Below are 23,397 nucleotides of genomic sequence, written 5' to 3'. Positions count from 1 at the left end.
AATTGTTTAAAGATTTTAAAGTTGTGAAAGATCGTCCCGTTTATATTCAATTGAAAGATTATTTGAAAAAGATGATTATGAAAGGGCATTTGCTCGGGGATCAAAAAATTCCTTCAACAAGGGAACTAAGCGAATTACTAAGTGTGAGCAGAAATACTGTGCTCGCTGCTTACGCAGATTTAGAGCAAGAAGGACTCATTTATGCAGTTAAAGGAAAAGGAAATTTTGTTGCGAAGGTTGATATTTCAAACACTTCGTCTGTTGAAATAGATTGGAAAAATAAACTTAATACAGTTACCTTATTAGCGGATGAATTAGATTTAATGAAACATGGTGTCCGTTGGGAAAAGGGAATGATTGTTTTTAATAGCATTGCTCCGGACGAAAAGCTATTTGATGTGGAAAATTTCAAAAGAGCTTTTCTTACTCGTATGTCCATTGAAGGGGATGTCGTATTAAACTACGGATACGCAAAAGGTTATAGACCTTTAATGAATTATCTACTTCATTATATGGAAATGAAAGGTGTAGATATTTCGAACAAAGATATTTTAATTACAAATGGATTTACAGAAGGATTAGATATCGTGCTATCCTCGTTATCGAAGAAATCAGGGCGAGTTATTTGTGAGAATCCAACTCACCATGCTGCACTGAAGCTGTTCCGCTTACATGGACTTGAAGTTCACGGAATTAATATGAATGAAGATGGCATCGATACGAAAGAAGTAGAAAAAAGTTTGCGTGAAAAAGAGTTTGATTTCGCGTATTTAATTCCTTCCTATCATAATCCAACCGGTATTGTTACGAGTTCGGAGAAAAGAACGGAACTGATGAGATTATTCTCAAAGTATAAGGTTCCTATTATAGAAGATGGATTTAATGAAGAGCTACGTTATTCAGGTTCACATTTAGCACCATTATTAACTTTTGCTGGCGCTGGTAATAATGTAATTTATATTAGTAGTTTTTCAAAGGTACTTTTCCCTGGTTTACGTGTAGGCTGGATTATTGCAGATAAAGAACTGATTCATCATTTAGAAAGTGTAAAAAGAGCAAGAACGATTCACACATCTACGTTAGATCAAGCCGTTCTATTTCAATATTTACATGAAGGATATTTTGAAAAATATTTAAAAAAGGCAAGATCTGTTTATAAGAAAAAATATGAGTTAGCTGTTGGGGCGTGTAACGAGTACATTCCGTTTCAAAGAATGACCGGTGATGGTGGACTTCATTTATTTATAGAGTTAGAAGAAAAAATTCATGCCCGCACACTTTTACAAAAGTGTTATGAGCAAGGGGTTACATTTTCTCCTGGAGATGTTTTTTATTCTGATGGAGGAGGAGCGACTACTTTTCGATTAGGATTTTCACGTCTGAAAGAAGAAGAAATAGTTCGTGGAATCAAAATAATCGGTGATACAATAAAAAATGAAATTTGGAGTTGAGGAAATGAGAATTGGCGTTATTATGGGTGGAGTATCCTCTGAAAAACAAGTATCAATTATGACTGGAAATGAAATGATTGCAAATTTAGATAAAAATAAATATGAAATCGTACCAATTACGTTAAATGAAAAAATGGATTTAATCGAAAAAGCGAAAGACATTGATTTTGCGCTGCTCGCATTACACGGAAAATACGGAGAAGATGGGACGGTTCAAGGCACGCTTGAAAGTTTAGGTATTCCTTATAGCGGGAGCAATATGTTATCTAGCGGTATGTGTATGGACAAAAATATTTCGAAAAAGATTTTACGCTATGAAGGTATAGAAACACCCGATTGGATTGAACTTACAAAAATGGCGGATCTAAATCTTGATGAATTAGATAAGTTAGGATTTCCGTTAGTGGTAAAACCAAACTCTGGTGGATCAAGTGTTGGGGTAAAGATTGTATATGATAAAGATGAATTAATTTCAATGCTGGAAACTGTGTTTGAATGGGATTCTGAAGTAGTAATAGAGAAGTATATAAAAGGTGATGAGATTACATGTTCAATTTTTGATGGAAAACAGTTACCCATCATTTCAATTCGACACGCGGCGGAGTTCTTTGATTACAATGCGAAATATGATGATGCTGGTACTATTGAAGAAGTTATTGAACTTCCAGTTGAATTGAAAGAACGTGTAAACAAAGCGTCACTGGCTTGTTATAAAGCATTGAAATGCAGCGTTTATGCAAGGGTGGATATGATGGTAAAGGACGGAATTCCATATGTAATGGAGGTTAATACATTACCAGGGATGACACAAGCAAGTTTACTACCAAAAAGTGCAGATGCAGCTGGTATTCATTATAGTAAACTATTAGATATGATTATTGAAACTTCATTAAGAGTAAGGGAAGAAGAAGGGTTTTAAGTAGCAGTATCATGAATACTTTTGACAGTAACATGAAGTGTGTTATGATGAATACAATACGAAAATTAAATATTTATCCACTAGGGGGGCCTATTATAGGCTGAGATCAAATGGGAATTTGAGACTCTTAGTACCTGATCTGGTTAATGCCAGCGTAGGGAAGTGGAAAAGACATTGCTATTTCATGTATAAATATTGTCAATTTCACTTTCTTTACGTCTGTAAAGAAAGTTTTTTTATTTTAAAGCGTTAATAGCTGTGGATAAATACTTATATTAAATTAATTATTGGAGGAATTTAAATGACTTTTTCACAATCTTTGCGTAAAGAAGTAGATTCAATTTGGGAAGCAAGTTTTCATCATCCTTTTGTAAAAAAACTTGGTGAAGGAACGTTAGATTTAGCTAGTTTTCGCTATTACGTGCTTCAAGATTCCTATTATTTAAGTCACTTTGCTAGAGTACAAACTTTAGGAGCTGCAAAAGCACTGGAATTAGAAACGACAGCTCGTATGGCACATCATGCTCAAAATACATATGAGGCGGAATTATCTTTACATGAAAATTTCGCGAAGAAACTAGGGATCACACAAGAAGAAAAAGATAATTTTATCCCCGCTCCAACTTCATACGCATATACTTCACATATGTATCGTGCTGCGTATGAAGGACATTTAGGCGATATCATTGCAGCAATTTTACCTTGCTATTGGTTGTATTATGAAATTGGTGAGCGTTTAAAAGAGTGTCAGCCAGAAGAGCCAATTTATAACGAATGGATTTCTGCTTATGGATCTGATTGGTTCCGTACGCTAGTTGAAGAGCAAATTACAAGATTAGATACTATCGCTGAAAACGTAACAGAGTCTGACCGTAAGCGAATGAAACAGCATTTCATTATTAGCAGTCAATATGAATATTCATTTTGGGAAATGGCTTATACTTTAGAAAAGTGGCCAGTGAATACAGAAGTAGAAGATGTAATGGGTTAATGGGTAGGGGTATTGCTATACACAGGTATGGATAATACCTGTGTATATGATTTCACAAAAGAAGTATCGCAAAAAGACGCATTAATCTAAGTGCGTCTTTTTTCAATTTATAAAAATGAGCCCATGGGAAAAATAACCTAAAAATAGGTGTATGAACAAGGTGCATCATCTAGTGATAGGTCATATTTTGTAGGGGTACGTATTGAACTTAGTTTATAGCGCTATTTCTACTTAGATGTAACGAACAGAAATATAGGAAAGCATTGAAAAGATTGAAGTTTATAAATGGAGGTTATGAAAATGAATCAGTTTCAACAAGAACTACAAACGTTAAGTCTTAATGATTACCGGTCTGGAGATATTGTGTATTGGGACCCGCAAAACCAATATCCATATTATTATATTGAAGATGCTGCTCGTCGCTGTGGCGGTTGTGGTCGTTGTGGCGGTTGTGGTGGAGGTCGTTGTGGAGGATTTCGTTGTGGTGGATTCCGTTGTATTGGTTGCTTCGGTTGTTTTAGTTGTGGCGGTTGTGGCGGCTGTGGTAGTTGTGGTAGTTGTTCTAATTGTTTTAGTGGTTTTAATGGTACTACTGATACAACTGGTACTATTGTAACATATGAATATTGATAAGAGAAAAAAGGAATCCATTAGTGAAGCATTATATAATTTTTATTAAAGAATTTAATAAAAACACATGTAGCATTCAAGTGAAAGAATGATATTTAGATTTTTAGTTGTAAATCAAGATAAGATATATAAAGCAATGACTAGACTTAAAACCTAATCATTGCTTTTTTATATTTTTACCATCAAATAAGGAATCTGTTGCTTATAGTTAGTGGGTAGCGAAAGAAATTATTACAACTATGTAAGGTTAATGTAATGTTAATCGATAGTAAATGAAGATACTTGAGTGTATTTTAAATAAGATTTAAAAGTACTGTTTATTGTTAAAATATTGGGGTAAGTAAAATTCTATTTAGGAAGTGTATTAAAATGATTGAAATAAAATCTATTATCCATTCGTACAAACTAAAGAGAAAAATAGCAAGTGATTTATACGGAAACAGAGATGAATTGACACTGTTATTAAATGAATTTAATAAAATGAAACACACAGTAACATGTGAAAAAAAGAAAAATAATATATTATCTCGTTTACAATTAATTTATCAAAATATGAAATTAGATAAACGGTATCCTCTTCCAATTACTTTTAATAGTAAATTATTGGATCGATTAGAAAAAGAATCTCTTCATTCTATTGAGGAAGGTATAGCATGTCTACAAGTAATGTTAGATATGAATTATGAGAAAATAAAACAATATGGATTAAGTACAAGTAGGTCATTTGTTCCATTATCGCAGTCTTCCATTTGTCTTGCTGATTGTATTTGCATAACTGGATTTGTATTTGGATTACTAGGTGCAATTACATTAGGGGGATTAGTTTTATCTGTATGTTCAATTACATAAAGGTTGTTATTTGCAAGAAGGGCACTGATTTAAGGTGTTCTTTTTTAGTTTTATTGTAAAAGTTAAATACATTACATCATTCTTATCGAAACAAAGGAGTTCAGTCCCTAACGGTGCGCGTCAAGGGGCTGAAATTTGAGAATCCTTCTTTAATAGATAAATATGATTATCAATCTCTCGCATTATAACACTAGGTTAATTAAATTTGAAACTTTTTATCTATCTTCAACGCTATTCTATTTCATTTGAATTAAAGTAGCAGCAGGTATACCAATTCCTTCTAAATGATGATTTTTAGATACAAGCCAATTGTTTTCATCCAATAGGATTGGATTTACATCGTCTGAAGGTGGATTGTTTTATAATTTAGATTTTTGTTATTCCCCACATACTGAATTCATAATGATATTCCGTTCTTTCGATACATACGCCGTATTCTAAATCATCACCAACTAATATAAAATCAGCATACCCAGTTAGAAATCTTGATATGGTTGATAATTCTTCTAAATTATCAAATACTTCAGCAATGTTTAGCTTAACTGCTTCAAATTTACCACCCTTAGAGAAAAAGAGTCTCCCTTGATTAACTGGAAATTGAATAGTTTTAGCTGTTTCTTTTAACAGCGCTATTGATAGTCTTCTGTTTTCTTCATAATCAGTGCTACCAAAATTTTTTATGTTTGAATTTTGTTCTAGCGTATTAAATAATTCTTTACAAAATAAATCATTAGATTCTGCATCCATAAATGAGTCCATAGAAATCGTAACAATATTAGTAAGTTCGTCTATCAGTTCTTTTCTACTAGCGTTTCTTTTTGCTTTCATTTTTAGAATTTCGATTCGGCTTTTATTCATATTACTCAAAATTTTTCACACCTTTAGTTTCTTAATGTTTTCCTTTTTTCCAGTGGTCTTCCTTTTTCATCATCTGCAGTATGGAAATGGGAACCCCTTACCATTTTATCTTCTCTATACTCAATTATATATACTTTTTCATTCTTAATATTAGAGTCCACCTATGTTCACTAGTTCCATCAAAGATTTGTGTAGATTTGTGGTATGAAGTGGAGTTTGGGATTCCAACGTTTCGTCTAGCTTTACGATAGCCATTACTAGTTAATAATTTTTCCTGTCTCTCAAGATGAGCTTTATAATTTTCAGTAGCTCTAGCTGTGCAGTGAAAAATAAAGCCATTCTATGGATGGATTTTCTAATGTATACTTACTAATTTGATGAATGTTTAAAAAAGTGTCAGCCAGAAGAGCCAATTTAAAATGATTGGCTTTCTATTGACGGATCTGATTGATTCCGTACATTAGTTGAAGAGCAAATTACATGGTTAGATATTATCGCTGAAAAAGTGACAGAGTCTGACCGAAAACGAATGAAACAGCATTTTATTATTAGTAGTCAATATGAATATTCATTTTGGGAGATGGTTTATGCCTTAGAAAAATGGCCAGTGGATACAGAAGTAAAAGATGTAATAGGTTAAAGAAAAGAGGTATTGCTATACTTATGTATGGTCAATACCTCTTTTTATACTCTTTTGTAAAATTATTGTAAATCATAAATACAATACGTAATATATATTGTATAATTCTAATGTAATAAATTCGTGATTTAAAAGGGGGCTATGTATGATAATTTCTTTTAACTTTTATAAGAGTCATTTCATTAATACGTTAATCGAATAAGTAGTATTTGTTGTTCTTTTAAATAAATAGATTATGTGATAATACTTTAGTTTTTTGTGATTAAGAAAAACGAAGAAAGGAAGTAATCATTTTATGGAAAAATTAAAGTTGTTAACATTTAAAAATATAGTAGAACCTCTTTTAAACGAAAGCGTATCATTTATATATTTTCCTATTGAATGGCTCGATATTGTAGAGATACATTATAAGACATTTTTATTAACGAGTAAGTTGAAACGATTGAATGAAAGATTATATGATATGTTTTCTGATATATTGTTTATTCAGCATAATCCATATGTATTAAATGAAAATACACCATGGATTGTATCCAAAGAACCTATTAGAAAAGAACAACTTGATTATATTTTCCAAAGTTGGTATGAGGTTATACATGATTGGAAACCTAATAAATTAATAGAATCGCCAAAATATGAATGGCATTACGATTTAATTTCTAATGTAACAGTACTACATGATAATGAAATATATTCTAAGTGGTTGCCCGCTTTAATTTCACATATTTTTTGTGAACAATCTGTACGATTAGAGAATATCAACGAAGAAGATATAGATTTTTCTCCTCTTAGATCACAAAATATTTGTGAGGCAATGTCAGAGCCTATTAAAGATGAAAAAACACAAGATTATTTCGCCTACGTATATCGGTTCGAATGTATAACGCGCGGTGGCGAGAATATTCCATTATTAAATGTTTCAATAGGAATTCGGAGGTTTTATCAAGAATATAATCATCCAGATATTCCTTTGCTATTAAGACGTAAACGGAGCATGATATTGGTTTCTACTCCAGAATTTGCATCGAATAATAAAAAATCACGGTTTGTAAAACTAAAAGTACAACAAGCTACAAACGGCATAAAATGGATTAAGATTTTTAGAAATTTAAAAGATGATTTTCATATAGGTGGAGAAGTTGAATTAGAGCACATTCTTCAATATCCGAAAGATTATATGTTAGGAGCAAATCTTAGGGTGTTGCTTCCATACAATGAGAGAATATATAAAGTTCAAGGTACTAAAATAAAACCTGGTATAAAAGTAAAGGAAAGAGAGTATTTATTTAAAGGGTTTCAGCAAAAATTCTCTTATTTCACATTACTACCAGAATGTAAAAAGCTAGCAACAAATAATGAAAATGAATTATTCCCTTTAATTGCTCCAAAAGGATTAGAGACTATAACGTTAGAAATATGGTCTGAAAAAATTTCAATGGAAGTAGAACAAGCGTTATTTGAAAGTGAAATTGTGTTAGCTCAAATTGGTGAGTCTTCATATGTATTAAATGCAGATTCTCCAGTATTATTAAAAATAGTAAGATATAATATCGAAAAAGTATTGCAAAACCCATATAAAATGCAATATTGCCAGAAATATAAAACAAATTTAGTAGAGGATGTTATGAAAGCGGTCTATGCTACTGCAGGTGAGCGTAATGATGCGACATTGGCGTTAATCGCAATGAAAAATTGTGATGGGCGCGAAAAAATTGATCCAAAGCAAATCGTTAGAGAAGGGTTCGCACGAACAAACCGTATTTCGGCATTTATTAATTTATTTATAGGTCAAAGTGTATCTCGTAAAACAATTATTAATTGTATTTTTAGTTTATTAGAACAAAAAGGATTTTTGAAACGTAGTTGGAATAAGATAAATTTACCTTGTACATATGTTAATTTATCAATTGAACGAATCTCAAAATTTGATTTCTTACCTATTATTTCACAAATAAAAGGTAAAGAAATTTCATATAAATTATATGGGAATACAGAATGGCAAACGATTGATCGTTTATTATTAAATATAAATAAACATAATAGTTTTTTACCACAGCCTTCAAAAAGAAATGATATGGGGGTTCAATTTAAACAATTTGTCTCTGAAACACTAACGGGAATTTTACAAAACGCAAAAGAGCAAAATGAACAAGTGTATTTCATTATAGATGCGCATTTAAGAAAATATTGGATAAAAGAGTTGCAAAATAAAAAAATTGATATAGATATTTTACCAGAGATTGTCCCTGATGTGCTAAAGGTACCAAACTTAAACATTATAAGAATAAATACATCTTTTGATGTACCAAAATACGGTGCGATAGAATGTGATGATGTACTGGATGGCACAAGTTTATACACAGATCAAAAAGGAATGTATTATAGCACTGGTGAATATTCGATTAATGGTAGTGAAACATTGCAACGATACATACTCGAAATTTTACCGCTAGGTGTAAAAGCGGTTGAAAGGAACTATATTGCCAAAATGGTACATTATATGTGCTGTAATTCAAGTATGCTTTTGGAAAAGAATATACACATGCCATATTCTATGCATATGGCGAAAATAATAAAGAGCTATATGACGGATATAGATGCAAGAGAGTTTAAAGAGTTTGATGATGAATTGGATGTAGATATTATAAAAATAGAAAAGAAAGATTCAATTATTCTACTTTAAATAATAATAGACAAATCCTGCTCATTATATCGATCAGGATTTGTCATTTTTTCATGTAAATAAGTATATCTTTTGTCATGTATCTTCTCTTTTACGTATTTACTTTATTTACATACAGGATTAAGATGTTTTTTAGAAATAAAAACTTCATCATTTGGAAAAGCAATATGAATTGATTCGAAAGAAATTTGAAAGGAATGAGGAATTGTGAAGAAATTAGATGTGTTATTGATGCTATTGAGCGGCCTCTTTCCAGTTGCAGGAATAATAAAGCAAATCCCACTTGAACAATCTTTATATATTGGAGGCCTATTATTTTTTACTAGTTTCGGTAGCTATTTTGCGAAAAAAATATATTCACGTATATGTAGTTGGATAGCGTATGCGCCATTTATAACACTACTGTTAGTCATTTGGCATCAAGATATTTCAACAAGTTCAATAATAGGGAATGCGAAAATCGCCGCTTGTATCGCTTTAATTCCATGTTTATTCCGTTTTCGTACATATGGACTTACTTTCGGTTTATTGTCATTATGGACCGCTTTACTTTGGGATATTAAAGAAGTACAGTCATTAGTCATACTTGAACGTATGTCGAGTTTAATGACAAGTCATTACTTATATCTTCTACTGTTAGTTGGAGGACTTATATTAGGTGGATTACTTGCGATGTTATTACACCGTAAAGAAAAGGATGTTAATAAAGAAAATATAAATCTATTTCAACAAAAAAAGAAGCGCAAAAAATTATCATTTAAGATTCCACTTCCAAGATTACCGAAATTTAAGATGAAATTATTTAAGTTTCGTGGAAAAGTATCAAAACGAAAAACACCAGAAAAAATACGTGAGCATAATTACGAAGAACCAGCTTCAGCTGCAACTTATGAAATGACAGAGCAAATACATCAATTTAAAGAAGGTACTGCTCAAGGACAAACAAGGATGGAACGTCGTAGAAATAGGAATAATGCATAATAAATTTCAGTAAACCCTTTAATGATTTATCATTGAATTGATAAATCATTAAAGGGTTTTTTATGTAATTACATATAGATTGCTAATGAGGAATTCATAGCATACTCTAAAGTTGAGGACTTAAATAAAATAATAGGAGGGTAAAATGCTGATTATTACATATATTTCTGTCTGTATATTATTCTTAGTTAGTTTTTTACATGTTTACTGGGCTTTCGGAGGTAAGTGGGCGACAAATAGTGTCATTCCAACAAAATCAGGAGAAAAGGCGTTTACACCAGGTGTAGGAATGACATTGTTCATTGCGTTGTTATTAAGTATGGCAGCAATGATTTTATTACAACAAGCAGATGTTGTTTATTTTGCAGTTCCTAATGTATTTGTTCAATGGGGTTCCTGGATTTGTATGATTGTTTTTTTTATAAGAGTAATTGGTGAATTTCATTATTTTGGTATCTTTAAGCGAAAAAAAGATACGCATTTTGCTAGAATGGACACTGTTTTATATATACCGCTTTGTGCATTTCTATCTTTATCATTCTTATTGGCAATTATAATGTAAGTATATAAAGAAATGGATATCAAATAAAAGGTTTCTGTGCAATCAAAAACCGTTTGTTTTGTGTGATTACATTTTATTACAAAAATATAACCAACAATATTTTAATACTTAATTACGAAGTAAAGAGAACGGTTAATAAAATAAATTGAAGTTATTTTTATTAATAATTGCGCTTTCTATAGAGATGTATATCAGTCGATGGGAAGATGTGGTATATGGCAGTTTAAAAACAAATTAAGCAATGGATGTCTTGACAGGAATATATCATAGTATGGGAGGGAAATAATTATGAAAGAAGAAAAAATACAAGGTAATATAAAGTGGATTGCGTACAATAATTTAAGATTTAGAATAGAGAAGGTTAATGATGAATCATCCGTAATTTGGGTTTCTGATAATTTTGTGAATTTATATTTTACCTTAGTAATGAATGACTTTTTAAGTAAATGTGAGGATGAGTTGAATATAAATATCGAAATTGATTTTACTTGGAATAATCATAGAGGTTTGATTATAAAGAATCATGATATAAATCTAATTTTAGGAGAAATAATTAATTTTATTAGCGAATGGGAGTTAGAAGGAAATCCAAATGCTGATAATTTTTCTACGGAAGAGTGGTATTTAGCATAAGCTTACAGGGTATGCTAGCTTTCCATCATTCTTAGGAATTTAAAAAATATGGAGGGTAATTTAAATTTAATGTATGTTTAGGGTATATTGAATGCGAATTGAACCTAAAGAGTTAGACAAATATTTTAAGCAACTAGTGAGGAATGAATTCTGTATTGTAAAGAATTCATTCCTTTTAAGTCTATTTTAATTTACTTGTAATTATAGTTGTTAATATTTGAAGAGGCAATCACCCTAAGTCATAAAGAGACGAAAGCCTATAATCAAAGTAAGATTTCAAAGCTTGAGGAAGAAATTGGTTGAGTTAAAGGGGCTAAGGATGGTACTCAGGGTACGGAAAAATATAAAACTGATACAATGAAACACATTTATCATGAGGAAATTAATAAACGTGGGAAAGCAGTTGGGTATCATCATGAGAATGTGATGGGTGGAAAGATTATTCCAGGGACTGAGAGTGTACCTGATAAAAATGGGGTTTATAGGGCCAAAATTGAAATTGATGGGGTATTAAAAGGTCCAAAATCCACATTCTTTCCAAGGGAGTGGACACCTCAACAAGTAATAGATGCAGTGAATGAGGCTTTTCATAACAAAGTAAATAAAAAAACAATAGATTTCTTGGAAAAACAAGTGATGGAATGACAATAGAGATGATTTTGAGGAATGATAAGGTAATCTCAGCTTATCCAGTATATTGAGTTGGAGGAAGTGTTCTTAATGATTAAGTATAATTATGAATTTAAATATATAGAAGAATTCAATGTGGTTGTTATGGATTTTGATGAAGAAAAATCGTTGAAATTTGCCAATATGATAAATGATCCTTTAGGCTCTGATATACCTTGGAGGTTAAGAGATTTTAAAAATGATATTAACAATTTTATTGATTTGTTGAGGGGAAACATATCCGAATATAGACATGGAGGAAATGCTTCTAGCATAATATCCTTTAGAGATTTTACCATAATTGAGGATCCATTTTATGATGAAGAAGATGAATTTGAGCCGATATGTAAATTAGAAACAGTTGAATTTGTTAAAATCATATTAGTGTGGGCTTATGAAACACATAAGTATAAGAGCGAAAGAGGAGAAATTGCTCAAGAAGATGCAAAAATGGCTATGAATTGGATTGAACAAAAGATGGAAGAAATTAATAGTATAGAGGATAGTAATCAAATATAAGAAACACAGATTAGTAATAAGTGAAGCATTTAAAATTAATTATAAAAGTGAAAATTATGGGTAGATAAAAGAAGCATCTGTGACTTATGGAATGAAATAGAGGGTTCTGGTGTGAAAATCTATAAAATTTGGACATACTGATACTATTACTCTAAAAAGGATGGAATTGGTATGGAAAAGCAATGTTTATTCAAGTGGAAACAATATCAACTAGATATTATTCTATTAACCGTGAGATGGTAACTACGGTATAACCCTCATTTCCATGGTTGGTGGAAATGAGGGGGGGACGAGGCTTATCCATTTCGTATACAACGATTACGTGTTGAGTTCATCAATATGGTCCTTCATCATATTAAAAAAGAGCCACATATGAAGTGACCCCGGTATTGCACCGGGCTCATTTTTAATTTTGCCTTTATCTGTTTCTTATTATAATAATCTATATATTTTTCTAATTCTATTTTAAAATACTCTACACTTTCAAACTCTTTTAAGTAGAGGAATTCTGACTTCATGATCCCGAAGAAATTCTCCATGACTGCGTTGTCATAACAGTTTCCTTTTCGGGACATACTCTGCACAATACCTCTTGATTCAAATGTCCGGACATATTGTTTCAATTGATTTCTATAGGTAATAATCTCACCATTATACAAGTCTAATACAGGTGATAAATAAAGTTTCTCTCCAAATAATTTAAACTCTGTGATGTCTGTTATCCATTTTTGATTTGGTGCATCTGCATGAAAACTGCGCGCTAAAATATTCGGTGCAGTTTAACTTAATGTGTTCTTTTTTAGTTACTTAGGAGACCTTTTGAGATAAGAAGAACGATACGTTGGTCATGACTATTGTGTTGTGTAACCCAAAAAGGAAAGTACCAAAAAATGCTTATTTTGTATGAGTATAAATATCGGCTATTTAGGAGTCCTAATAGAATGTTTAGAATTAGACGAAAATGACGTGTGAAATGTAAATAAAAAAGGACAAGTAGTCGAATTTACTGTCCTTTAAAGGAGAAAAGTCTTTTGATTAAGAACTACGAATAAACAGAAAAACTGCTTGTACTTAGTTTTACCTTAAATATACATATCTATACAAAAAAGGGATAAGTAAAAAATACTTATCCCAGGAAGGGAAATCCAAAACACCAAAATGGTTTGCATTGGTATGCAGGTTCAAAAGTAGTATATGTAAAATGAAAAATCTCATACAAAAAAGACAAGACAGAGTGTTGTTTTCTAGAGAATCTTTAAAAAAAGAATAAGAGGTGTATATTGGCTGTTTTTCTCAAAATCATTTTAAACGTATTGAGGAAAGTGATAAACCATACCTTAATAAAAAAGGATGTAAGCGCATTCTTATCGAATTATAGATAATTAAGAGAGGCGGTGACACTATGAAGTATGTAAAAGTCAGTATGAATGGTGGAAGTGAGCACAAATTCTCAATGACTTTAGAACGATTTGAAGAACTTATTACTACAGAGAAAGGGTTATTAGAGAATAAATTAGTTTGTATTGAAAATGTAATGATTAATCCCACTAATATATCTTCTGTAGTTGAAAAAATTGGTGTACCGGCTAAGTTTATGGAAGCTTAAAAGTGTGTACATAAAAAACATCCATGGGGATGTTTTTTTATTTATAATTGTACAATGAAAATTTGAGTAGGATTTTTAGTGATACTTCATATGTGCACAATAAAATAAGTACAAGCATATATTAAATAGTAGGACAAGATCTTCGTGTCCGAATCAATACTCAGAAAAAACCTCTAATCACAATAGGGCATCCAATAGCAGGGTGCTCTTATTTTTTATGAAAAATGTAGCTCTACAACGGTTTCGTTTCAATTATAGTTTTCTTTAACCTTTGATTTTAAATTTATCTTTTACGTTAATAAATATTAAGAATAAAATGACAGCAATAATTAAATTAGACAAATAGAAATTTTGGTGAAACAGTAGTTCAAAGGTAACATCAAGTGTATATAATAAAGCCGCAGCAGGTAATATACAAATAAATATAAACCTCCAATTTTTTAAATGATGTTTATAATTAGTAAGTACTTTCTCCATTAATATTGCTCCTGTATTTTTTATTTTCTATATAATTATACATTTAAATAAAAAGATTTACAAAGTATTTTAAATTTATTTAGCAACTATTGTGATTTCGTGTGATTGATAACGGGGAAGCAAAAAATATTTTAGGTCTATAGCTTGAGGAAGAGATAGAGAAAGATTTTATTAAAAACTTAGATAGCTGCATTAATCTGTGTAAGAAATGATTTGACTAAAAAAACTTTTAAAGAGTGATACTAAAATGATACACTATAATCTACGTTATTTTTGAAATGAATAGAGGGATTTGTGTGATAGATAAAATCAAAAATGTGGTAGAGGATATGTACGAAGATGAAGCAAAACATTTACTTCAAAGTATTCTGATTCAATTAAATTTATTAGAAGAAGGTTATAGTGAAGATTCAATTAAAAATTTGATAGATATTCCTAGGCAACTAACGATTAATACATCTTATAAAAGAAATGTAAAAGAAAGTACGCACATACATATAGCTTTTGATGATTCAACTGCTGGGTGTTTAAAATATATGCTAAGTCAAGAAGAACGATTGGAAGAGAGAGTTGTCGCTTTTTCTGAATTCTTTTCAATCGGACCGATAAATAAGTTACATACGAATGAGGGGCAACTAGCAAGACAGAAATGGTTAGTAAACAACTTAACTGCATATGATAGTTATTTTGAAGAGGAGTATTTACCAAGGTTTATAGAAACTTTGGAAGAACTACACACTATTCCTATTGAAACACCTATTACAATTTGGAAAGCTAATAACGCACATGAACATGTAGGCCTATGTTTTGTAATGGCGCAATTAAAAGATAAGAAAAATATTCGCATTATTAATACATCTGAAGCAAGTAAAGAAATATTAAAACAAGAATATGATATTCGTGGAACAGGGGAATTATCACCTGAAAGTTTAGCTCTATTCCAAAAAAGTTTTGCAGAATTTCCGTATGTAACGGAAGAAAAGCGGATGAAGCTTGAACATGAGTGGGATAGATTATCGAATAGCATAGAATGTTTAAGAGTATGGAAAGAAAATGAAGTGCATTCTGTACAAGAAGATTATTTTGATCAATTTATTATTGAATGTGCGAAAAGTGTAGGTGCTGATCGAGAATTCTTAAAATCTCCTAGAGTGATTGGTGAAGCACTTGGTCTTGTAGAGCAGTTAGTTGGCGATACATTTTTAGAATATCGCTTAAAGGAATTAATTAAACAAGAAGTTTTTGAATTTGTAGGTTCACTAGACGAAATGCGCTTTTATAGTGTGAAGTTGAAATAGCAATTAAACAAAAAATCCCTTCTAATTCTCTTAAAGAGTTAGAAGGGATTTTTTGGTGAAATAAAACAGAAGTTTTTCCTTTATGGAAGTTTCATATAAAAACAAAGTTCATATAATATATAGAGTTTACTAATAAATAGGAGGAATAGTTCATTGAACAATCAGTTCTGTTCATGTCAATCAGACGATGCTCCAAAGTTACTACCTCCATCTAACCCTCCCAGTATACCTTCTACATTTGCTACGCCTATACCAACAGCCCAAATGAGATCACGGATGTGTAATTGTCTAGGAAGATGGGGATATTTAAGGGTATATATACCTGGTACCTTTGGAAGAGATTTATGGTTTTTTCCAATAGAAGTTCGAAGATTTGATGTATCAGGATATACTTGGCAAGATGGTCATCGTTTTAAAGTAACTTATCAATATAAACAAATTAGTAATTACATGTGCTTTGCTTAGTGCAAATAGGAGAGATTTATTATGGATCTCTTCTATTTGTAATTCGCAAAATTTTTTATGAATTTAGGCTATACATAAGCTTCCTATAGGGGGCATATCACATATGAATGTTAAAGGTACTGAATGAAAAGAAGGTGATTTGTTAATATGTATAACCAACAAAATTATCCATATGATCAAGGAATGTATTATAATCCACAAAACTACGGGTATGAATCTACAAATGAAGTGAGAGATATGGAACAAGAAGATTATAGACCAGATGATGCGGAAGATGCTCCAACGTCACCACCACCGTCGCAAGCGCCGTCGTTACCGTCTACATTTGCTTCTCCAGCACAAGCAGGGAATATGAAATCATGGATGTGTAACTGTCTAGGAAGATGGGGATATTTACGTTTACATCGTCCTGGTCCTTTCGGAAGGGACTTATGGTTCTTCCCGACTGAAGTGAGGAGAAATGGGGTTTCAGGTTACACTTGGCAAGGTGGTCGCCGTCGTAAAGTAAGTTATCGCTATCAGCAAATTAGTAATTTTATGTGCTTTGCGTAAATAAGAGTGAGAGAGTAGAAGGATTTTACTCTCTCACTTTTTATTTTTCAATATACGAAGTGAGATTTTGAATGAAAATTTACAATTTTCGCGTTTTTATTAGAGTATAATGCATATGTTGGTTGGTTTTCAAAAACAAATGAGAGTGAGGGAATACGATGTCAATGAAAAACAAAGTTGGGCTAAGAATAGAGGATGGAATTAATTTAGCATCAGCTCAGTTTAAAGAAGATGCATATGAAATTTATAAAGAATCTCGAAAAATGCAACCGATCTTATTTGTAAATAAAACTGAATTAGGTGCAGAGTGGCTTATTACAAGATATGAAGATGCTTTGCCACTATTAAAAGATAATCGCTTAAAAAAAGATCCGGCCAATGTATTTTCTCAAGATACATTGAATGTCTTTCTTACTGTTGATAATAGTGATTATTTAACGACGCACATGCTAAATTCAGATCCACCTAACCACAATCGTTTACGATCACTCGTACAAAAAGCTTTTACACCGAAGATAATCACGCAATTGGAAGGAAGAATACAGGATATTGCAGATGATTTGTTAAATGAAGTCGAGCGAAAAAGTTCATTAAATCTTGTTGATGATTACTCGTTTCCTTTACCGATTATTGTAATAAGTGAAATGCTCGGCATTCCAAAAGAAGATCAAGCGAAATTTAGAATTTGGTCTCATGCTGTCATTGCTTACCCAGAAACACCAGAAGAAATAAGAGAAACTGAAAAGCAACTATCTGAGTTTATTACATATCTTCAATATTTAGTTGATAATAAACGAAAAGAGCCAAAAGAAGACTTGGTGAGTGCATTAATACTTGCGGAAAATGAAGGGCATAAACTTAGCGCCCGAGAACTATATTCAATGATTATGTTACTAATTGTGGCGGGACATGAGACAACGGTAAATTTAATAACAAATACGGTATTAGCACTTCTCGAAAATCCGGATCAATTACAGTTATTAAAAGAAGATCCAAAATTAATTGATGCAGCTATTGAAGAAGGATTACGATATTATTCTCCAGTTGAAGTTACAACTTCAAGATGGGCAGATGAACCTTTTCAAATTCACGACCGAACAATTGAAAGAGGAGATATGGTTGTCATTGCATTAGCTTCTGCAAACCGTGATGAAACGGTATTTGAAAATCCGGAAGTATTCGATATTACTCGGGAGAATAATCGTCATATTGCCTTTGGCCATGGTAGCCATTTCTGCTTAGGTGCTCCACTTGCTAAGTTAGAAGCAAAGATTGCCATTACTACTTTATTTAATCGAATGCCTGAACTACAAATAAAAGGGAACCGTGAAGACATTAAATGGGAAGGTAATTATTTAATGCGTTCTTTAGAGGAATTACCATTAACATTCTAGAATATTTATTGTAGACATGCATACATAGAAAATGATTTACATAGAGTATGTATGTGTTATTTAAATTCGAAACGGAAGGGTGAAAACATCCCAATGATCAACTAATTCTATTTGTAAGAGATCTTCGTTAAAAAACGAAATATTCTTCTGAATAGGATTAGTCTGTGCATTTATAGAAAAGGGATGTATTTCGCTCTGCGAATATATAGTCTTTTTATATGATTTGTGCTGCCTCCTGTTCAGAACATGAAATAGGGGGCTTTTTTATGTCGACAAATGTAGTAACGAAACAAAACAATGGGGTATCACAAGTATTAAAAAATCGGTTTGTGCAAGGAATTCTTGCATCAGCACTATTTTTACAAATTGGAATATGGGTTCGGAACTTTGCGGTATTACTATATGTAATGGAAATGACGAAAGGTGATGCTTTTGCTATTTCAATGATTTCGGTTGCTGAGTTTGCTCCAATTTTCATCTTTTCCTTTATAGGTGGAACCTTTGCTGATAGGTGGAAGCCAAAGAAGACAATGATATGGTGTGAAACGTTAAGTTCCATTTCAGTATTCGCTGTATTAATTACACTTATGTTTGGAACATGGAAAATCGTGTTTTTTGTCACGCTTATTTCTGCAATCCTTTCGCAGTTTTCTCAACCATCAGGTATGAAATTGTTTAAACAGCATTTATCAACGGAACAAATCCAATTAGCGATGTCTATATATCAAACAATATTTGCGATTTTTATGGTGTTAGGACCGATTCTTGGAACATTTATCTTTCATAGTTTTGGAATTTATATTTCAATCATCATAACAGGTATCGCTTTTTTACTGGCAGCAGCTGTGTTGTTATTTCTTCCGAAAGATCTTGAGAATAAAAATGAGAAAAAAGAAATCACGTTGTTACAGGAAATGCTAGACGGTATTAAATACGTAAAAAAGAAAAAAGCATTAACTTTGCTAGGGCTTTGTTTTATGGCAGCAGGACTAGGTATCGGTTTAATTCAGCCATTAGGTATATTTATTGTGACTGAGCAGTTAGGGTTATCAAAAGAGAGTTTGCAATGGTTACTAACAGTAAATGGCGCGGGTATGATTGTGGGCGGTGCTTTAGCGATGGTATTTGCGAAAAATGTTGCTCCGCAAAAGATGTTAATTGTAGGGATGCTCGGTCAGGCGATCGGCATTGGTATTATTGGTTATTCGACGAGCTTATGGGTGACACTTACAGCACAACTTTTTAGTGGGTTAGCTCTTCCGTGTATCCAAATAGGTATTAATACGCTCATTATTCAAAACAGCGATACTGATTTTATCGGTCGTGTAAATGGCATTTTAAGTCCACTATTCACCGGTTCAATGGTAGTAACAATGAGTATTGCTGGTTCATTAAAAGAGGTGTTCTCATTAAGTACGATGTATGAGGGCACAGCTTTACTATTTATAATTGGATTATTATTTATTTTACCTATATACAATTTAAAGCCAGTAATAGCGTTAGAAAGTGAAATAAATGGTAAAGGAAGTGCTGTGCAACATGAATCCTAATCCAAATGTAAAATACCCAATTGAAGGAAATCAAAACGTTCATTTTATAAAAAATACAATAACGAAAGCTAATATACTCGTTGGTGACTATTCTTATTATGATGCGAAAGATGGAGAAACATTTGAAGATCGAGTATTACATCATTATGAATTTCTTGGAGATCATCTTACTATTGGAAAGTTTTGTTGTATTGCAAATGGAGTTACCTTTATTATGAACGGAGCGAATCATCGGATGGATGGATTTTCGGCATATCCATTTAATATATTTGGGAATGGGTGGGAGAAGTATACACCTAATTTGTCTGATTTACCTTACAAAGGGGATACAGTTATAGGAAATGACGTATGGGTTGGTATGGATACAACGATTATGCCTGGAATAAAAATAGGGGATGGTGCAATCATTGCAGCTAAATCTGTTGTGACTAGAGACGTCGCACCATATACAATTGTTGGCGGAAACCCTGCAAATAAAATAAAGGAACGATTTACAAATACAATAGTAGAAGAGTTATTGCAAATTCAATGGTGGCATTTTGACATTGAAAAAATAACAGAAAATATAGATGCTATTGTACAAGGAAATATTGAACCATTAAGAAAGCTAAAAAGGTAATAAAAAATGCATGACAAAGAGTATCATACCTCCGAATTTTGTTAATGATAATAGAACAAGGAGGTGTGATACTATGGCACAAGACGTTTTATGTGAAGTAAACAACTGTAAATTTTGGGCTAACGGCAATAAATGTAGTGCAGATGCAATTTATGTAGTAAGTCATAAAGGGAAACATGCATCAACTACGGAAGAAACAGATTGCAAAACTTTCGATCCAGAAGTATAAATTTTTGAAGGGTAGCCAAATCGTGGTTGCCCTTTTATTAATTATATTATTGATAATAAATCTCATTTTCATTCATTGTTTTTAACTTTTCTTGTTAATTTTTATATTTTCTTCATAAGTGATGTAATCCAGAGCAATTCATGTTCAATACGTGATTTACTAAATTCAATGACTTCTGTAATAAAAGATGAGCTAACACGTAAAGATTGAATAGCAGTAAGCTGTTTATGTAGTACGTCTTGGCGTATTGTTAAAATTTCTTTTCTACCTTCGTAATCAAGTTTTTCAAATAGAGCGATACGTACAAGGAACTCAGCGTTATTTGTCGCAATTTTTTCAGGAAACGCTCTTAACATTTCTGAAAAAATTTCTTCACCTGTTTCAGTTATGTCGTACATATTTCGGTTTGGCTTTCCGACTTGTGTATGTACTTTTTTCGTTATAGCCCCCATATTCTCAAAACGTCGAAGAGAAGGATAAAGCATATTATGATTTAATTCAAAATTCTCTCCTAACTGATTTTGGATATTTTTCTTTATTTCATAACCGTGCTTTGGCCCTGACGTTAATTCTGCGAGTAATAAAATATCAACATACATAAAAAATCCCCCTTATATATTTCTCAAGTTCTCCAATAAAAAATCTCCTTTATTATATGTTAAAATAACATATGTTAGATTATACAACTTTGAACTACCGACCTATCACTTTTATTGTAAAAGAAAAGGGAGGAAAGAACTATGGCTTCGCCGGAAAATGTGATTTTAGTTCATGAAATTTCAAAGCTGAAAACAAAAGAAGAATTGTGGAATCCGTATGAGTGGTATCAATTTATGAGGGATAATCGCCCAGTACATTACGATGAAGAGCAAGATGTATGGAATGTTTTTTTATACGATGATGTAAATCGAGTTTTATCGGATTATCGCTTATTTTCAAGTAGAAGGGAGCGAAGACAATTCGCAATCCCTCCTTTAGAAACTAGGATAAATATAAACTCTACTGATCCACCAGAACATCGCAATGTACGTTCTATCGTTTCTAAAGCATTTACTCCAAGAGGTTTAGAACAATGGAAACCCCGAATACAGGCAATCGCAAATGAACTTATAGAACATATCGAAAAATATAGTGAGGTTAATATTGTTGAAGAGTTTGCTGCACCTTTACCTGTTACCGTCATATCTGATTTATTAGGAGTGCCAACAACGGACCGTAAAAAAATTAAAGCATGGTCTGATATTTTATTTATGCCGTATAGTAAAGAAAAGTTTAATGATCTGGATGCGGAAAAGGGTATAGCACTAAATGAATTTAAAGCATATCTTCTACCGATTGTTCAGGGAAAGAGATACCATTTAACCGATGATATTATTTCGGATTTAATACGCGCTGAATATGAAGGCGAGAGACTAACAGATGAAGAAATTGTTACTTTTTCTTTAGGTTTATTAGCGGCAGGCAATGAAACAACTACTAATTTAATTATTAATAGCTTTTATTGCTTTTTAGTGGATTCACCTGGAACATATAAAGAATTAAGAGAAGAACCTAAATTAATTTCAAAGGCAATTGAGGAAGTATTGCGCTATCGCTTTCCCGTTACATTAGCTAGGAGGATTACAGAGGATACAAATATATTTGGGCCTTTTATGAAAAAGGATCAAATGATTGTTGCGTGGGTAAGTGCAGCAAATTTAGATGAGAAAAAGTTTTCGCAAGCCTCTAAATTTAATATACATCGAATAGGAAATGAAAAGCATTTAACATTTGGTAAAGGTGCTCACTTTTGCTTAGGAGCACCACTTGCACGTTTAGAAGCTGAGATTGCATTAAGAACTTTCATAAATGCTTTTGAAAAAATAGAGTTATCTCCATTGTTCAATTTAGAAAAATGTCTATTGGAAAATGAACAAACGTTAAATTACTTACCTATTCTTTTGAATAATAGGTAAATCGATCAGCAAGGTACAAATTTACTGTACCTTGTTTTTTTATCCCGCGTTAACGGACAGTAAAACTCCCACCTCAAAATTCAGTTGGAGCAAAGAAGTTAGGTGGGAGATCAACTGTCCGTAAACGTCCGATTGGTTCAACTAATAATCAGTGGGAGATGAACAAAACCCCCACTGATTAAAGTTTCACTTTATTTCTCAATTGTAAAATTTTAGTTAGTTATTTAGTATGGAGGTGTGTGAAAAAGAATGGAGGAGAACGCTTATGTTAACGTGTAATGGAAGTAAAACGTTTCAAACATTTATTAAAGCTGTAACGGATTTAATCGATAGTAATTTATTAGAAGATCAAATTGTTTGTGCGATTGAAAAATTACTAGAAGAACTTTTAGAAAAGAAAACATGGCTTCCGTTAGAAAAACAGAAGGCGAATTCGGCTCAATACGCACGACATTTGTTATATGAAGACCCTTTTAATCGTTTTGAAGTATTAGCTCTTGTATGGAAAGATGGACAATCTACACCTTTACATGATCATGATGGTACATGGGGAGTAGAAGGCGTTTTTACAGGGAGGATAATGGTGCAAAACTTTATACAAACGAAGCAGTTTGAAAATTCACTTGTTTATTTAACACATACAGGAAATCTTTATTTGGGAGAAGGAGAAACAGATAAAGTCATTCCACCAGCTGATTGTCATATTCTTGAAATAGCTAAAAATGAAAGCGTTGTCACTATTCATATTTACGGAAAATGTTTAGAAAAGTTTAAAATATATGTCCCAACTGAAGACAAGAATGTGTACATGTGTGAGACGAAATATATTAGTTATAGTTCATAGTATAAAATCAAAAACTTTTCTTT

23 protein-coding genes, 4 pseudogenes and 1 riboswitch are annotated in these 23,397 nt (G+C 32.0%); of the genes and pseudogenes, 23 read left to right on the top strand and 4 right to left on the bottom strand.

What is annotated here, in order from left to right:
* Positions 1–2: 2 nt before the first annotated feature.
* From pdxR to JDS82_RS21515, 5 genes are all read left to right on the top strand, one after another.
* Positions 3–1,451: a MocR-like pyridoxine biosynthesis transcription factor PdxR gene (gene pdxR / locus JDS82_RS21535; protein WP_064449396.1), complete on the top strand. Its 1,449-nt coding sequence runs from the start codon at positions 3–5 to the stop codon at positions 1,449–1,451.
* Positions 1,452–1,455: 4 nt separating this feature from the next.
* Positions 1,456–2,370: a D-alanine--D-alanine ligase gene (ddlB, locus tag JDS82_RS21530; protein WP_199713915.1), complete on the top strand. Its 915-nt coding sequence runs from the start codon at positions 1,456–1,458 to the stop codon at positions 2,368–2,370.
* Between the two features lie 72 nt (positions 2,371–2,442).
* Positions 2,443–2,548, top strand: a riboswitch (TPP riboswitch).
* Positions 2,549–2,671: 123 nt separating this feature from the next.
* Positions 2,672–3,361 (top strand): thiaminase II, encoded by a 690-nt coding sequence (gene tenA, locus JDS82_RS21525; RefSeq protein WP_199713914.1) that lies wholly within the window; start codon positions 2,672–2,674, stop codon positions 3,359–3,361.
* Between the two features lie 300 nt (positions 3,362–3,661).
* Positions 3,662–3,991, top strand: coding sequence for a heterocycloanthracin/sonorensin family bacteriocin (locus tag JDS82_RS21520; protein ID WP_199713913.1), 330 nt, complete (start codon positions 3,662–3,664; stop codon positions 3,989–3,991).
* Positions 3,992–4,360: 369 nt separating this feature from the next.
* Entirely contained in the window at positions 4,361–4,840 is a 480-nt protein-coding gene (locus JDS82_RS21515; RefSeq protein ID WP_176373008.1) for a homoserine dehydrogenase, read from the top strand.
* Between the two features lie 366 nt (positions 4,841–5,206).
* Here JDS82_RS21515 and JDS82_RS21510 read toward each other — a convergent pair whose 3' ends face one another.
* The gene (locus tag JDS82_RS21510; RefSeq protein ID WP_199713912.1) at positions 5,207–5,707 is read right to left on the bottom strand and encodes a YxiF family protein; all 501 of its coding nucleotides are present in this window, start codon (positions 5,705–5,707) and stop codon (positions 5,207–5,209) included.
* A gap of 370 nt (positions 5,708–6,077) precedes the next feature.
* On the opposite strand from JDS82_RS21510, the pseudogene JDS82_RS21500 reads away from it, so the two are divergent.
* From JDS82_RS21500 to JDS82_RS21465, 8 genes and pseudogenes are all read left to right on the top strand, one after another.
* A pseudogene (locus JDS82_RS21500) lies at positions 6,078–6,338 on the top strand (thiaminase II/PqqC family protein); the annotation flags it as partial.
* Between the two features lie 295 nt (positions 6,339–6,633).
* A complete protein-coding gene (locus tag JDS82_RS21495; RefSeq protein WP_199713911.1) occupies positions 6,634–9,021 on the top strand; it encodes an RNaseH domain-containing protein in 2,388 nt (795 codons plus the stop codon).
* Positions 9,022–9,228: 207 nt separating this feature from the next.
* Positions 9,229–10,002, top strand: coding sequence for a DUF3959 family protein (locus JDS82_RS21490; protein ID WP_199713910.1), 774 nt, complete (start codon positions 9,229–9,231; stop codon positions 10,000–10,002).
* 145 nt (positions 10,003–10,147) lie between these two features.
* Entirely contained in the window at positions 10,148–10,564 is a 417-nt protein-coding gene (locus JDS82_RS21485; protein WP_199713909.1) for a DUF3995 domain-containing protein, read from the top strand.
* A 288-nt stretch (positions 10,565–10,852) separates the two neighbouring features.
* A complete protein-coding gene (locus JDS82_RS21480) occupies positions 10,853–11,197 on the top strand; it encodes a hypothetical protein (RefSeq protein ID WP_064057205.1) in 345 nt (114 codons plus the stop codon).
* A 357-nt stretch (positions 11,198–11,554) separates the two neighbouring features.
* The gene (locus JDS82_RS21475) at positions 11,555–11,842 is read left to right on the top strand and encodes an EndoU domain-containing protein (RefSeq protein WP_240317787.1); all 288 of its coding nucleotides are present in this window, start codon (positions 11,555–11,557) and stop codon (positions 11,840–11,842) included.
* A gap of 75 nt (positions 11,843–11,917) precedes the next feature.
* Positions 11,918–12,385, top strand: a complete 468-nt coding sequence (locus JDS82_RS21470) for a hypothetical protein (protein ID WP_064057204.1) — start codon at positions 11,918–11,920, stop codon at positions 12,383–12,385.
* A 171-nt stretch (positions 12,386–12,556) separates the two neighbouring features.
* Positions 12,557–12,711 (top strand): annotated as a pseudogene (locus tag JDS82_RS21465) (IS6 family transposase); the annotation flags it as partial.
* Positions 12,712–12,735: 24 nt separating this feature from the next.
* Here JDS82_RS21465 and JDS82_RS21460 read toward each other — a convergent pair.
* Positions 12,736–13,161: pseudogene (locus JDS82_RS21460) on the bottom strand (IS3 family transposase); the annotation flags it as partial.
* Between the two features lie 626 nt (positions 13,162–13,787).
* Between JDS82_RS21460 and JDS82_RS21455 the strand changes: the two are divergent.
* Positions 13,788–13,991, top strand: coding sequence for a hypothetical protein (locus tag JDS82_RS21455; RefSeq protein ID WP_016087715.1), 204 nt, complete (start codon positions 13,788–13,790; stop codon positions 13,989–13,991).
* A gap of 264 nt (positions 13,992–14,255) precedes the next feature.
* Here the strand turns inward: JDS82_RS21455 and JDS82_RS21450 are convergent, their stop codons facing one another.
* Positions 14,256–14,468: a hypothetical protein gene (locus tag JDS82_RS21450; protein WP_064057203.1), complete on the bottom strand. Its 213-nt coding sequence runs from the start codon at positions 14,466–14,468 to the stop codon at positions 14,256–14,258.
* A 296-nt stretch (positions 14,469–14,764) separates the two neighbouring features.
* Here JDS82_RS21450 and JDS82_RS21445 point away from each other — a divergent pair, with 296 nt between their 5' ends.
* From JDS82_RS21445 to JDS82_RS21420, 7 genes and pseudogenes are all read left to right on the top strand, one after another.
* Positions 14,765–15,766, top strand: a complete 1,002-nt coding sequence (locus tag JDS82_RS21445; RefSeq protein WP_199713908.1) for a DUF1835 domain-containing protein — start codon at positions 14,765–14,767, stop codon at positions 15,764–15,766.
* 180 nt (positions 15,767–15,946) lie between these two features.
* Positions 15,947–16,231, top strand: a pseudogene (locus JDS82_RS29830) (hypothetical protein); the annotation flags it as partial.
* A 147-nt stretch (positions 16,232–16,378) separates the two neighbouring features.
* On the top strand, positions 16,379–16,783 hold the full coding sequence (locus tag JDS82_RS21440; protein WP_016087711.1) for a hypothetical protein: 405 nt from the start codon (positions 16,379–16,381) through the stop codon (positions 16,781–16,783).
* 158 nt (positions 16,784–16,941) lie between these two features.
* Positions 16,942–18,177, top strand: coding sequence for a cytochrome P450 (gene cypA / locus JDS82_RS21435; protein ID WP_199713907.1), 1,236 nt, complete (start codon positions 16,942–16,944; stop codon positions 18,175–18,177).
* 266 nt (positions 18,178–18,443) lie between these two features.
* Entirely contained in the window at positions 18,444–19,727 is a 1,284-nt protein-coding gene (locus JDS82_RS21430) for an MFS transporter (protein ID WP_048566342.1), read from the top strand.
* A complete protein-coding gene (locus tag JDS82_RS21425; RefSeq protein ID WP_001069228.1) occupies positions 19,717–20,346 on the top strand; it encodes a Vat family streptogramin A O-acetyltransferase in 630 nt (209 codons plus the stop codon). Before JDS82_RS21430 ends, JDS82_RS21425 begins: the two co-directional genes overlap by 11 nt.
* Before the next feature lie 73 nt (positions 20,347–20,419).
* A complete protein-coding gene (locus JDS82_RS21420; RefSeq protein WP_000046089.1) occupies positions 20,420–20,575 on the top strand; it encodes a DUF1540 domain-containing protein in 156 nt (51 codons plus the stop codon).
* 101 nt (positions 20,576–20,676) lie between these two features.
* Here JDS82_RS21420 and JDS82_RS21415 read toward each other — a convergent pair whose 3' ends face one another.
* On the bottom strand, positions 20,677–21,174 hold the full coding sequence (locus JDS82_RS21415) for a PadR family transcriptional regulator (protein ID WP_199713906.1): 498 nt from the start codon (positions 21,172–21,174) through the stop codon (positions 20,677–20,679).
* Between the two features lie 141 nt (positions 21,175–21,315).
* On the opposite strand from JDS82_RS21415, the gene JDS82_RS21410 reads away from it, so the two are divergent.
* Both JDS82_RS21410 and JDS82_RS21405 read left to right on the top strand, forming a co-directional pair.
* Complete coding sequence (locus tag JDS82_RS21410; RefSeq protein WP_199713905.1) at positions 21,316–22,530, top strand: cytochrome P450; 1,215 nt, start codon at positions 21,316–21,318, stop codon at positions 22,528–22,530.
* Between the two features lie 265 nt (positions 22,531–22,795).
* Positions 22,796–23,374 carry a cysteine dioxygenase family protein gene (locus JDS82_RS21405; RefSeq protein WP_199713904.1) on the top strand — a complete coding sequence of 193 codons (579 nt, stop codon included), beginning with the start codon at positions 22,796–22,798 and terminating at the stop codon, positions 23,372–23,374.
* The last annotated feature ends 23 nt before the right edge of the window (positions 23,375–23,397 follow it).

The organism is Bacillus cereus group sp. N14, from assembly GCF_016483555.1.
Lineage (GTDB): Bacteria > Bacillota > Bacilli > Bacillales > Bacillaceae_G > Bacillus_A > Bacillus_A wiedmannii.
The sequence above is the reverse complement of the archived record's forward strand: the minus strand, read 5'-3'. Positions and strand labels throughout refer to the sequence as shown.

What these genes read in the sequence shown, in the direction of transcription:
- JDS82_RS21410 (WP_199713905.1), top strand. Translation starts at nt 21,316, where the DNA reads ATGGCTTCGCCGGAAAATGTGATTTTAGTTCATGAAATTTCAAAGCTG.
- JDS82_RS21405 (WP_199713904.1), top strand. Translation starts at nt 22,796, where the DNA reads ATGTTAACGTGTAATGGAAGTAAAACGTTTCAAACATTTATTAAAGCT.
- JDS82_RS21520 (WP_199713913.1), top strand. Translation starts at nt 3,662, where the DNA reads ATGAATCAGTTTCAACAAGAACTACAAACGTTAAGTCTTAATGATTAC.
- JDS82_RS21450 (WP_064057203.1), bottom strand. Translation starts at nt 14,468, where the DNA reads ATGGAGAAAGTACTTACTAATTATAAACATCATTTAAAAAATTGGAGG.
- JDS82_RS21455 (WP_016087715.1), top strand. Translation starts at nt 13,788, where the DNA reads ATGAAGTATGTAAAAGTCAGTATGAATGGTGGAAGTGAGCACAAATTC.
- tenA (WP_199713914.1), top strand. Translation starts at nt 2,672, where the DNA reads ATGACTTTTTCACAATCTTTGCGTAAAGAAGTAGATTCAATTTGGGAA.
- JDS82_RS21415 (WP_199713906.1), bottom strand. Translation starts at nt 21,174, where the DNA reads ATGTATGTTGATATTTTATTACTCGCAGAATTAACGTCAGGGCCAAAG.
- JDS82_RS21480 (WP_064057205.1), top strand. Translation starts at nt 10,853, where the DNA reads ATGAAAGAAGAAAAAATACAAGGTAATATAAAGTGGATTGCGTACAAT.
- JDS82_RS21430 (WP_048566342.1), top strand. Translation starts at nt 18,444, where the DNA reads ATGTCGACAAATGTAGTAACGAAACAAAACAATGGGGTATCACAAGTA.
- JDS82_RS21470 (WP_064057204.1), top strand. Translation starts at nt 11,918, where the DNA reads ATGATTAAGTATAATTATGAATTTAAATATATAGAAGAATTCAATGTG.
- JDS82_RS21495 (WP_199713911.1), top strand. Translation starts at nt 6,634, where the DNA reads ATGGAAAAATTAAAGTTGTTAACATTTAAAAATATAGTAGAACCTCTT.
- ddlB (WP_199713915.1), top strand. Translation starts at nt 1,456, where the DNA reads ATGAGAATTGGCGTTATTATGGGTGGAGTATCCTCTGAAAAACAAGTA.
- JDS82_RS21475 (WP_240317787.1), top strand. Translation starts at nt 11,555, where the DNA reads ATGAAACACATTTATCATGAGGAAATTAATAAACGTGGGAAAGCAGTT.
- JDS82_RS21440 (WP_016087711.1), top strand. Translation starts at nt 16,379, where the DNA reads ATGTATAACCAACAAAATTATCCATATGATCAAGGAATGTATTATAAT.
- JDS82_RS21420 (WP_000046089.1), top strand. Translation starts at nt 20,420, where the DNA reads ATGGCACAAGACGTTTTATGTGAAGTAAACAACTGTAAATTTTGGGCT.
- cypA (WP_199713907.1), top strand. Translation starts at nt 16,942, where the DNA reads ATGTCAATGAAAAACAAAGTTGGGCTAAGAATAGAGGATGGAATTAAT.
- JDS82_RS21425 (WP_001069228.1), top strand. Translation starts at nt 19,717, where the DNA reads ATGAATCCTAATCCAAATGTAAAATACCCAATTGAAGGAAATCAAAAC.
- JDS82_RS21515 (WP_176373008.1), top strand. Translation starts at nt 4,361, where the DNA reads ATGATTGAAATAAAATCTATTATCCATTCGTACAAACTAAAGAGAAAA.
- JDS82_RS21485 (WP_199713909.1), top strand. Translation starts at nt 10,148, where the DNA reads ATGCTGATTATTACATATATTTCTGTCTGTATATTATTCTTAGTTAGT.